This window comes from Mycobacterium sp. (assembly GCF_008709575.1).
Classification (GTDB): Bacteria; Actinomycetota; Actinomycetes; order Mycobacteriales; family Mycobacteriaceae; genus Mycobacterium.
The window spans coordinates 1-9,925 of sequence record NZ_VYIK01000089.1 but is presented as its reverse complement, the minus strand read 5'-3'; the positions used below and the strand labels follow the sequence as shown (position 1 = coordinate 9,925).

General features: G+C 67.8%; 10 protein-coding genes and 1 pseudogene. 3 read left to right on the top strand and 8 right to left on the bottom strand.

The window, feature by feature from the left end:
* From F6Q13_RS16020 to F6Q13_RS15985, 8 genes and pseudogenes are all read right to left on the bottom strand, one after another.
* Nucleotides 1-2,985, bottom strand: a 2,985-nt coding sequence (locus F6Q13_RS16020; RefSeq protein ID WP_293058608.1) for a DUF3427 domain-containing protein, incomplete at its 3' end; no start/stop codon positions are given.
* A 114-nt stretch (nt 2,986-3,099) separates the two neighbouring features.
* Nucleotides 3,100-3,513 carry a DUF86 domain-containing protein gene (locus F6Q13_RS16015; RefSeq protein ID WP_293058605.1) on the bottom strand — a complete coding sequence of 138 codons (414 nt, stop codon included), beginning with the start codon at nt 3,511-3,513 and terminating at the stop codon, nt 3,100-3,102.
* On the bottom strand, nt 3,503-3,883 hold the full coding sequence (locus F6Q13_RS16010) for a nucleotidyltransferase domain-containing protein (RefSeq protein WP_293058603.1): 381 nt from the start codon (nt 3,881-3,883) through the stop codon (nt 3,503-3,505). Before F6Q13_RS16010 ends, F6Q13_RS16015 begins: the two co-directional genes overlap by 11 nt.
* Before the next feature lie 254 nt (nt 3,884-4,137).
* Nucleotides 4,138-4,467, bottom strand: a complete 330-nt coding sequence (locus tag F6Q13_RS16005) for a type II toxin-antitoxin system PemK/MazF family toxin (protein ID WP_293058600.1) — start codon at nt 4,465-4,467, stop codon at nt 4,138-4,140.
* Nucleotides 4,464-4,712 (bottom strand): annotated as a pseudogene (locus tag F6Q13_RS16000) (antitoxin); the annotation flags it as partial. The gene F6Q13_RS16005 and the pseudogene F6Q13_RS16000, both read right to left, overlap by 4 nt.
* Before the next feature lie 123 nt (nt 4,713-4,835).
* Complete coding sequence (locus tag F6Q13_RS15995; protein ID WP_293058597.1) at nt 4,836-5,234, bottom strand: type II toxin-antitoxin system VapC family toxin; 399 nt, start codon at nt 5,232-5,234, stop codon at nt 4,836-4,838.
* Entirely contained in the window at nt 5,231-5,503 is a 273-nt protein-coding gene (locus F6Q13_RS15990) for a type II toxin-antitoxin system VapB family antitoxin (RefSeq protein ID WP_293058594.1), read from the bottom strand. The genes F6Q13_RS15995 and F6Q13_RS15990 overlap by 4 nt, the downstream gene beginning before the upstream one ends.
* 32 nt (nt 5,504-5,535) lie before the next feature.
* A complete protein-coding gene (locus tag F6Q13_RS15985; protein WP_293058591.1) occupies nt 5,536-6,390 on the bottom strand; it encodes a hypothetical protein in 855 nt (284 codons plus the stop codon).
* A gap of 130 nt (nt 6,391-6,520) precedes the next feature.
* Here F6Q13_RS15985 and F6Q13_RS15980 point away from each other — a divergent pair, with 130 nt between their 5' ends.
* From F6Q13_RS15980 to F6Q13_RS15970, 3 genes are all read left to right on the top strand, one after another.
* Nucleotides 6,521-7,321: a gluconate 2-dehydrogenase subunit 3 family protein gene (locus F6Q13_RS15980; protein WP_293058589.1), complete on the top strand. Its 801-nt coding sequence runs from the start codon at nt 6,521-6,523 to the stop codon at nt 7,319-7,321.
* Nucleotides 7,314-9,056, top strand: coding sequence for a GMC family oxidoreductase (locus F6Q13_RS15975; RefSeq protein WP_293058587.1), 1,743 nt, complete (start codon nt 7,314-7,316; stop codon nt 9,054-9,056). Before F6Q13_RS15980 ends, F6Q13_RS15975 begins: the two co-directional genes overlap by 8 nt.
* A gap of 169 nt (nt 9,057-9,225) precedes the next feature.
* The coding region (locus F6Q13_RS15970; RefSeq protein WP_367141324.1) for a PGRS repeat-containing protein at nt 9,226-9,925 on the top strand (700 nt) is incomplete at its 3' end.

Sequence of the window (9,925 nt, the reverse complement as noted above, 5' to 3'; positions counted from 1 at the left end):
GAGGAACACGTACGGCGCGGTCCCGAGCGCGTCGGTGTTGGCTTCGCGGACGAACAGCAGAATGTGCGAACCACGGTCGCGGTGGTGGATGTAGCGCTGCCCGGTCGGTGAGCTCGACGAGGTTGTCGACTGCGATTCCCAGTGGAAAAGCTCGGGGCTGAGCGCGAAGTCGCGGTACATCGTCGTCGGGGAGTAGTCGGTTTCGGTCTTTTTCAGCGTGATCAGAAACGCGTCGGTGTCGATCGCGTCGCACCACAGCACGCCTTCCCGAAAGGTGCTTGGCCGCCGCCGTGCTGCCACACCCAGGGCGGCGAGGATTTCTTCTCGGGAGTAGCTGGCGTGCAGCGCCAGCGGCACATCGGTGAGCGCCGGGATCAGATCTCCCAGCGGTTGGGTGCTGCGGCGCGCGGCGTCGAAGGCGATGTCGATCACCTGGCGCATCTCGTCGATCACCGGTTCAGCGCGGATCGCGGCCAACGCGTCTGCGGCGCTGTCGAATCCGCCGCCGTCGGGAAACAGCGAATAAAACAGCATCTCGGCCAGCCGCTGCTCGGCAGGGCTGTCCGCCGACACCTCACCATTGATAGCTGCGTGGTAGCCGGTGTGGCGCAGGCGATCATCGACGTGGGCGAGCGCGCGGACTCGGCTGACCAGCTGCCGTTCACGCGGGCCCGGTTGAGCGGCCAATCTGCCGGCGTCGCGGCAGAGCGTGGTCCATGAACGACCCGAGCGCAGCACATCGTCCAAGCCGCGCCCGGAAGCGTCAAGGTAGGAAGCCAGGTCGTTGTTGGGATGGTCGCGAATCTCCGAGACCAGCGCCGCCCAGCGCGGCTGGACTTGCTGGCGAACGTTTTCGAGCACCAGCTCTCGCGCTATGGGGTCGAGCACGATCTGGCTGCCCGAGGGCAGAAACGGAAACCCCTGCTCCAGCTGGTGGACCAGAGCCTTGCGGTTCAGCCCGGTCAGCGCGCGGAAACGCTGATCGAAGCGGAACTCGCGGCGTTGATTCCCGACGAAATCCAAAGCGGTCAACACGGTTTTGCCCGGTGTCAGCCGCAGGCCGCGGCCGAGTTGTTGGAGGAAGACGGTGGCGCTTTCGGTTGGGCGCAAAAACAGCACCGTGTCCACCTCGGGGATGTCCAAGCCTTCGTTGAACAGGTCGACGGCGAACACGATGTTGATGTCCCGGTTGCGCAACGCGGTCAGCGCCGACTGGCGTTCGCTGGCCGGGGTCTCGGCTGAGACCGCACGCGCCGGAACACCGGCGGTGGCAAACCGGTCCGCCATGTAGCGGGCATGCTCGATGCTCACGCAGAAACCCAGAGCCCGCATCGCCGCTACATCGTCCACCTTGTCGCGCAGCTCCTTGAGCACGATGCGGGTGCGCGCGTCATTGCCGGTATACACAGCGCTCAGCGCCGTCAGCTCGTATCCGCCACGCTTCCACTGCACGCCGGCTAGATCGACCCCGTCGTGAATGCCGAAGTAATGAAACGGGCACAGCAGGTTTTGTTCCAGCGCCTCCCACAGCCGCAGTTCCGCGGCGACTCGACCGCCGAAGAACTCCCGCACGTCCACGCCGTCACCGCGCTCCGGTGTCGCGGTCAGCCCCAGCAGTTCGATGGGTTGCACATGGTCGAGCAGCCGTCGATAGGAGGCGGCTTCGGCGTGGTGAAACTCGTCGATCACCACCACGTCGAAGTGACTGGGCTCGATGGTGGCAAGCCGTTCGGCCGAGAGCGACTGGATGCTGGCGAACACCTGCCGCCACCGGGTCGGCTGCTCACCGCCGACCAGCAGTTCGCCGAACGTCGGGTCGGTCAAGACTTCCTGATACATGCGCCGCGCCTGGGTGAGGATCTCCTTGCGGTGCGCAACGAACAGCAACGTCAACGCGCGGGCGTGCACCTCGCGGACCAGCCGGCGATAATCCAGCGCCGCGACGACGGTCTTGCCGGTTCCGGTGGCCGCCACGATCAGGTTGCGGTGCCGATCATGCAGCACCCGTTCCGCGTCGAGCTCTTCGAGCATCTCGGCCTGGAAGGGCTTGGGCTGCACCTCCAACCCCGACAGTGTGACCGTGAGCCGATCACGCTGCCGTCCGCCCGCGGCGACGTCGAGCGCCGCACGTAGCCGCTCCCCGTCAGCCGATGGATGGTAGGGCTCGAATTCCCGGTTTTCCCAATAGGACTCGAACGTGGCCCGGAACTTCTCCAGCAGATGAGGTGTCGCGATCGCCGAGAGCCGCACATTCCACTCCAGCCCGTCGACCAGCGCAGCGTGCGACAGATTGCTCGACCCCACATAGGCGGTGTGAAAACCAGTGTTGCGCTGCAACAGCCACGCCTTGGCGTGCAAGCGGGTGCGCTCGGTTTCGTAGTTGACCCGCACCTGCGCCCCGAACTCCTGCACCAACGCGTCGAGTGCGCGGGCGTCGGTGGCCCCCAGATAGGTCGTCGTGATGACCCGCAGCGGCACCCCGCGTCGCCGCAGCTCGGCGAGTTGGTCTTCCAACAGCCGCAGACCCTGCCATTTCACAAAGGCGCACAACAAGTCCACGTGATCGGCACTGGCGAGTTCCGCGCGCAGCTCAGCCGCCAACGTGGGCTCGTTGGGTGCGTTGGTCATCAACGCCGCGTCCGACAACGGTGTAGCCGGTCGAGGTAACCGGGCGACCTCGAGACGCTGGGCCGACCGCACCTCCTCGAGACGCTCGATTGTGTCGAGCGTGCGTTGATGCAGTGCCTCAACCGTCAGATCGGGGTCGGCGAGCACCGCCACGATTCGGCGCACCAGCTCGGCGCGGGCCTGCGGCGTCGCCGCGGCACGCAGCGCACGTTCGATGACTGGCATGAGATGCCGCGCGATGGCCAGCGGCTGCTCGCCCTCATCGACCGAGTCGATCTCGAGGTGCAGGTCTGGATGCGCGGCCAACGCGCGGTGCAGCCGCTCAGTCAGCAGCGACTCGTAGAGGCCTTCCTGCACGCCCGCAGGCTAACGGATGGCAGCTGCGGGCGCGTCGACATTCGACGGGGACGCTTTCGGTTGCTGACATCGGCTGGGCGGCCGGCGCAGGCGGCCATTTATCACTACCGACGTTCAACCGGCGATGAATGCCGCGACCTGCTCGACGAAAGCCTCCAGCTCGCCGAGGTTGTGTAGGCGGGCGGTGACAATGTCGTCGGATACCTGGATGTATTCGTGCACCAGGACGTTTCGAAATCCCACCGCCTTGCGAAAACCGTCGGCGATCTCGGCGGTGAGGACCCCATGGCTGCCGAGCAGGCGCATCGCGTCGCCGTTGTCGGCAGGAGGACCCCAACCTTGGGCCGAGCAGATGTGCTGGGCGACATCGATGCAGGCCTCGATCGCCGTGACGAACGTGTACTTGACGCCACGCAGCCATATGGGGTCTGCCCGCCGGGCCGCATCGGCCGCGGATTCGCGCCGCAGGATTGTCACGTCGTCGGTGATAGCCCGCAGCAGCCGAAGGACGCGGACCTCATCGACCACGGCGCACCGCTTCGGCGAACTCCTTATGGGCGCGGGTTATCCGCGGCAGTTCGTCGAGGTAGATCTTGCGGGTGGTTGCCTCCCACACCACCCGCGCCGCCGGATCGCTCTCGAAGAGGAGCCTGCCGTGCAGGGCGACTCTGCCGGCGAGCTCGAGGGGAGCACGGTCGAGGACAAGCAGGTCGACACCCGCGGGCAGCAGAACGTCGAAGGCCTGCGGCGGGTCTGCACCGAAGTAGGCGGCGATATCGATATCCGAGGTTGGCCGCGCGGTGTTGCTGGCGCGGCTGCCGTGCAGGTAGGCGAAAACGGCGCCGTGAGACCGCAGCGCCTCGATGGCCTCGCCGGTGCGGGCCGCGACGTCGTCCACACAGGTCATTGTGTCATCGGCTGCTGGTTATGCGGCGAATCGACGTCACCGACCCGGGTGGGCGGCTTCAGCTATCCCCGTGGGCCGGGCCAGTATCCGATGATGCCGTCGCCGAAGTCGAGGTCGGCATGTGGGAAGTCGTTGCCGACGGCCAGCAGTGGCTCGTGGCGACAGCGTCTGATGAAGCGGAACCAGACGTAAGGCAGAGCACTGACAAAACCGACGAACGTGACGGTGTTTGCCGCCGGTCCCGATCAGCCGGTGCAGTCAACCGCGACCTCAAGTGCTCGGCAGATCTCGCGCATCCGGGCGCCGGCAAGACGGCCGAGGCGGCTGACCAACACTGCAACCGAGACGCTTTCGACCGAGTCCAGGTTGACCGCCGAACGACGCGGGACCGGGTCGGAATCCGGGTCGAGGATAACCTCGCTGGCCAGTCCGCGGATGGTCGTCGTACACGGCGCGACGAGGGCACGTCGAAGCCGAGGGATCGCCGCGTCGCGGGACAGGACAACGACTGGGCGCCGGCCAATCTCGGCCAGCTCGCACCACCACACCTCGCCGCGAACCGGCAGTTCGCTCACGACGCGCCCGCCGCCCGCCGCCACGATGCCAGATCACCCCACTCGTCGGGCTCGTCAGCCGGATGCTCGTCGTAGGCGGCGTAACCGGCGTCGATCTCGGCGGAGCGGTGCCGAGCCAGCAACGCCGCAAGGGCCTCGTCGATGAGGGCGGCGTCGGTGATTCCCGCCCGCACGCTCCGTGCGCTGCTGAGCAGTTCAGCGCTCACAGTCGTGCTCAGCCGTATGCGGTTCATGCCATAATTATGGCATTGCGCTGCAGCGACGCGACCGAATCACCTCGGCACGAAACGCAGGATGCCGGCGGCGGCTGCCGCGGCACGGACCTGGGCGCGACTGATCGTCCCGTCGTCGCCGCCAACACCACGCCGTCAGCGGGGATAGGCGGCGCTGACGTCGGTATGCGCGAAATCGTCACCGGCATACAGCAGTGGTTCGCCGGTCAGCGCGGCCAGCGCATAGGAGAAGCAGTCGCCGAGGTTCAGCGCCGCCGGGTGCCCGCTACCGCGCCCGAAGTCCCGGTACGCCCTGCGCGCGATGTCGGCTTGTGCGGCGTCGAAGGGCACGAGTTCGATCTCCCACACGTCGAGTAGGCGCTCGACTCGGCGTTGATCCTCCGGGCGCAGGCGGCGGATGACGACGGCACCGACTTCCACGGCGGTGGCCGCCGACATCTTGGGGGCTCTCGCATCCAGCAGAATCTCGGCGAGATCGTCGGAGTGTGCTTCGCCGAGCACGATCGCGACGATCGCCGACGTGTCGACGATCACGACGGCAGGCCGGCGTCGTCGTAGAGTTGCCGCTCGGCGACCTTGAGCTGAGCACGTTCGGCGTCGCTCAGCGATGCGCGCAACTCATCGAGCAGCCGCCGGGCCTTCGCTCGCCGTTCCTGATCGCGGGTTCCTGCACCGGCGCGATCCAAGTCGGCCAGCTTGGCGCGAACCGCTTCGGCGACCGCGCCGGTCTGGGTGAGCCCGGTCCTGGCTGCGAGTTCGCGGACCAGCGCGGCGGTGCCCTCGTTCTTGATGTTGAGCCCCATTGGTAGAAGGATACCCAGCAGGTGAAGAACGTCTATACCGCACCGGGTGCGGGGTCGGCGCCGTCCCCGAACCGGGCCAGCGCCAGCGACCCGGCGACGGCGATGCCGAAGCCCGCCACCACCATCCAGCCCAGGCCGGCCCGGCTGCGGTCGCCCAGCCACACCACCCCGACCAGCGCGGGCCCGATCGTCTCACCGACGACCATGCCGGCGACGGCGGTGGTCACCGATCCGCGGCTCAACGCGGACGTCAGCAACAGATACCCGACCGCGCTGCCTGCCAGCACCGCGTACACCCCGGGGCCGGTGTAGAACGCCGCCGTGGTCGGATCCAAGGACGCGATCAGGCGTACCCCGATCTCGACGACCCCGAAGCCTCCCCCTGCTGCCAAGCCCAGGATGAGAGCCCGCCCACGGTCGCCCAGTCGGCCCGCGGCCGTACCGGCCGCAAAGATCGCCGCGACCACCACCACCAGCGCCCAGCCCAGTCCGGCCGGGCCGGGCCGGGAACCTTCCGGTCCGGCGGCGAACCCGAGCATGGCCAGCCCCAGGCACACCACGCCCACGGCCGTCCACTCCGCCGGCGACAGTCGCGCCGACAGCACCCACGCGGCCGCCAAGGCGGCGACGGCGATCGAGGCGGCCAACGAGGCGGCAACCAGGTAGATAGGCACCGACCGCAGCGCGGCCACTTGGAGCACGAAGCCCAGGCCGTCGAGCCCGAGACCCGCGAGATAACGCCATTGCCGCACCGCACGCCACAGCAACGCCCCGTCGACACCGCCGCTGGAACCGCCGGCCACCGCTCGGGTGGCTGCGGCCTGCAACACCGTCGCCGTGCCGTAGGCGACCGAGCAGCCCAGCGCCAGCAGCAACCCGATCAGCACCCACCGACCCTACGAGACGGCCGGCTCGCACAACCAGCTGACTATCACAAACCCCCCATCGGCGCAGGCACGACACGCCGCAGAAACCGTATTCCCAGGTGACACTCAAAAATTCCGTCATACTCCGCCTGTGTCCAGCAACGAAGCCATCGATCGTGCCGACGGGCCGGCGCCGATCTCCCGGCGCACGGTGCTGAGCGGATTGAGCCTGCTGCCGCTGGCCGCCACCATGCCGGGGGTTCTGCCGGCCGCATCCGCCGACACGTCATACCGCTTCTTATCCGAGCACCAGGCCGCGGTGCTCGACGCCGCCACCCGCCGCTTGATTCCCGGGCCCGACGACGATCCGCTCGAGGCCGGGTCGCCGGGGGCCCACGAAGCCAACGTGGTCCGCTTCCTGGACAACTTGCTGGCCGCGTTCTCGTTCTCACCCCCCGAGGTGTTCGCGGGCGGGCCGTGGAGCAACCGCGCCGGTGGTACCGAGGACTTCATGGCCGAGTTCGTCCCGCTCGACCGTGCCCAGACCTACGGGTGGCGCCAGCGCATCGCCAACTATCAAGAGCAGTACACCAACGGTATTGCGCTACTCGACGAGCTGGCCGGCGGCGACTTCACCACGGTGTCGAAGGCGCGCCAAGACGCCATCCTGCAAACGGGCAAGGCGGTGTCCTTCACCAAACTGCTGTTCGGCCACACCATCGAGGGCATGTACGCCGTCCCGGAGTACGGCGGCAACGCGAACCTGGTCGGCTGGAAAGACATCTTCTGGCCCGGTGACGTCCAGCCACGCGGCTACACCAACGCCGAAGTGGAGGCGCCGCAGTTCGACCCGGTCGGGATCCCCCCGAACGGCATCATCGCCAAGCTGCTCAACGGCGGCTGGACCAAGATCATCGCCATGCTGGGCGGCAAAGGCGGCGTCAATGTCTAAGGCGATCGTCGTCGGCTCGGGCGCCGGCGGCTCGATCGTGTCGATGGCGCTCGCCGAAGCCGGCTGGGACGTGGTGATCTTCGAGATGGGGCCGCAGTACTACACCAACCTCGCCGGGACCGGGCCGTTTCCGACGATGTTCTCCAACGACGAGCTCAAAAGTGATCGCCCCTTCGAGCAGCCCGACCCGCTGGCCTTCCCGCGCACGTTTCGCCAAAACGCCAACCAAAACGCGGCAGCAACCTACGTCGGTGCGGTCGACGACCTTTCCAACCAGGTCGGCGGCACCTACCCGCACTCGGACTGCAAGTTCACCCGGCTGTGGGACATCGACTTCAAGGGGCTGTCGCTCCTGGGCCCGGTGCCCGGCGCGGACATGGCCGACTGGCCGTTCGAATACAGCGACATCGCACCGTATTACGACGCGGTCGAAAAACTGATCGGCACCCAGGGCGACCTGGGGTCCACCCCGGCGCTGGTGTTGAAACACGCGCCACAAGAGCAGCCTTTCCCGATGCCGCCGGGAGCCCAGCAGCGCTCGTCGCTGCTGCTGGCCGCGGGGGCCAAACGCATCGGGCTGCATCCCTACTTCGCCCCGATGGTGATCAACTCGGTGGAATACAACGGCACCCCGGCGTGCAACAACTGCGGGTTCTGCTCCAGCTACGGCTGCCCGATCTCGGCCAAACCGACCACCTTGATCCCGCTGCGGCGGGCGCTGCAAACCGGGCGGGCCGATCTGCGCCCGCTGACGCAGGTCACCAAGGTCAATTTCACCGGCCGCAAGGCCACCGGGGTGTCGTTTCTGGACCCGCAGGGCAAACCCGGCACCGAAAGCGCCGACGTGGTGGTGCTGTCCTGCTCGGCGGTGCTCACACCGTGGCTGGCGCTGCTCTCCGAGCTGCCCGATCCTTACGGGCGCATCGGCAAACGGATGATGTTTCAAAACTTCTACGAAGGCTTCGCGGTCTTTCTCGACCAGCGGGTGCACGCCTACAAGGGCCGCGCGCTCACCCAGATCATGCAGGACTTCAACGACCCCGACTTTCCCGGGGCGCGGGCTTTCGCCCGGCTGGCCGGGCTGCCCTACATCCGGGCCGGGCTGTGCGAACTCGGCGGCAGCCAAAACCCGATCACCGAAGGCAAGTTCTACCAGCAGATCCTGGGGTTTTTGCCGGGGGTGCAGTTTTTCGGCCGCCCGTTCAAGGAGCTGATGCGGGCCTCGCTGTTGCGCGACCGGCTGGCCGGGGTGGACTGTTTTGCCACCGATATGCCGTATCTGACCAACACGGTGACGTTGGACCCGACGGTCAAGAACTTCAACGGCCAGCCGGTGCCGCGGATCACCTACGACATCGGAAAATTCGAGAAGGTCTCCCAGGACTTCTTCCTACCGCTGGTCACTGCGATGTGCGGGGCATCCGGCGCCCAGCTGTATGCCGCCATACCCAAGCGTCTGGTGACGTCGCTGTCCGGCCCGCCGCTCCCCAGCGGCAAACACACCATGGGCGGGATGCAGCTGGGCACCGACCCCAAGACCAGCGTGCTGGATGCCGACGGGCGGATGCATTTCATGGACAACGTCTACGCCGCCGACGGCAGCGTGTTCGTCACCTCCAGCGGCGCGCACCCCACCGAGACGATCATGGCGGTGGCGCTGCGCATCGCCTACGGGCTGACCGGCCAGCGCCCCACCGCGGCGGCGGCCGCCCCGGCGGCGTCGTCACCGGTCTAGGAATTCGGCACCCGAGGATTAGCGTGAGGCTACTGGACACGACCCGATCCGCGGTGAGCTTGCGGCGGAAGGCACGACAATGGCCATGAAAAAAACGACAGACCGGCCCACCCCGCGGAAGCGCCGATCACACCGCGCACACCGCGCCAAGAGGGGGCGTTGTCGTCGGGTGATCGGCCTGGCCACGACCGCCGGGGCGGTTGCGGCCGCGGCGATGACTCCCCTGGCCGTCGCGCCGGTTGCGCACGCCGACCTTCTCGAGGTGATCCTCGATCCGGTCATCGAGCCTGCCGAGGCAGCCATGACGGGTCTGACCGATGCGTTCGCGGGTCTGGACCCCGCCGGCGTCGGGGTGAGCGCCGCTGATGCTGCGTTGGCGTCTTCTGTGTTGGCGTCGGCGGATCCGTCCCTTGTCTCCCTCATCGGTGCGCTGGCCGGTGTGTTCGACACGGTGATCTACCAGCCCACGTACGCGATCGGCCAGTTCTGGATCACCAATCCGCTCGGTGAATTCGTCGACAACACCTTCATCAACCCGATCGGCCTGGCGCTGATCGGACACGATCTGCTCGGCAATGGCACCCCCGGCATCGACGGCGGCACGGTGCTGCAGGCCGCCGGCGGCCCGGGCGGTGTGTTGTTCGGCGACGGCGGGGCCGGCGGCACCGCGGCCAGCGGGCAGGGCGGCCTCGGCGGGCCCGCCGGGCTGATCGGCAACGGCGGCGACGGCGGAGCCGGGGCCGACGGCGCGCCCGGCGGCGACGGGGGCAACGGCGGACTGCTGATGGGCATCGGCGGCCAGGGCGGCGACGGCGGGGCCGGCGGGGCCGGCGTTGTCGGCGAGAACGGCGGTGCCCACGGTGGCGGCG

Bases quoted from the DNA above. Each gene is read 5' to 3' on its own strand.
- F6Q13_RS15990 (WP_293058594.1), bottom strand. From the start codon at position 5,503: ATGGGGCTCAACATCAAGAACGAGGGCACCGCCGCGCTGGTCCGCGAA.
- F6Q13_RS15975 (WP_293058587.1), top strand. From the start codon at position 7,314: ATGTCTAAGGCGATCGTCGTCGGCTCGGGCGCCGGCGGCTCGATCGTG.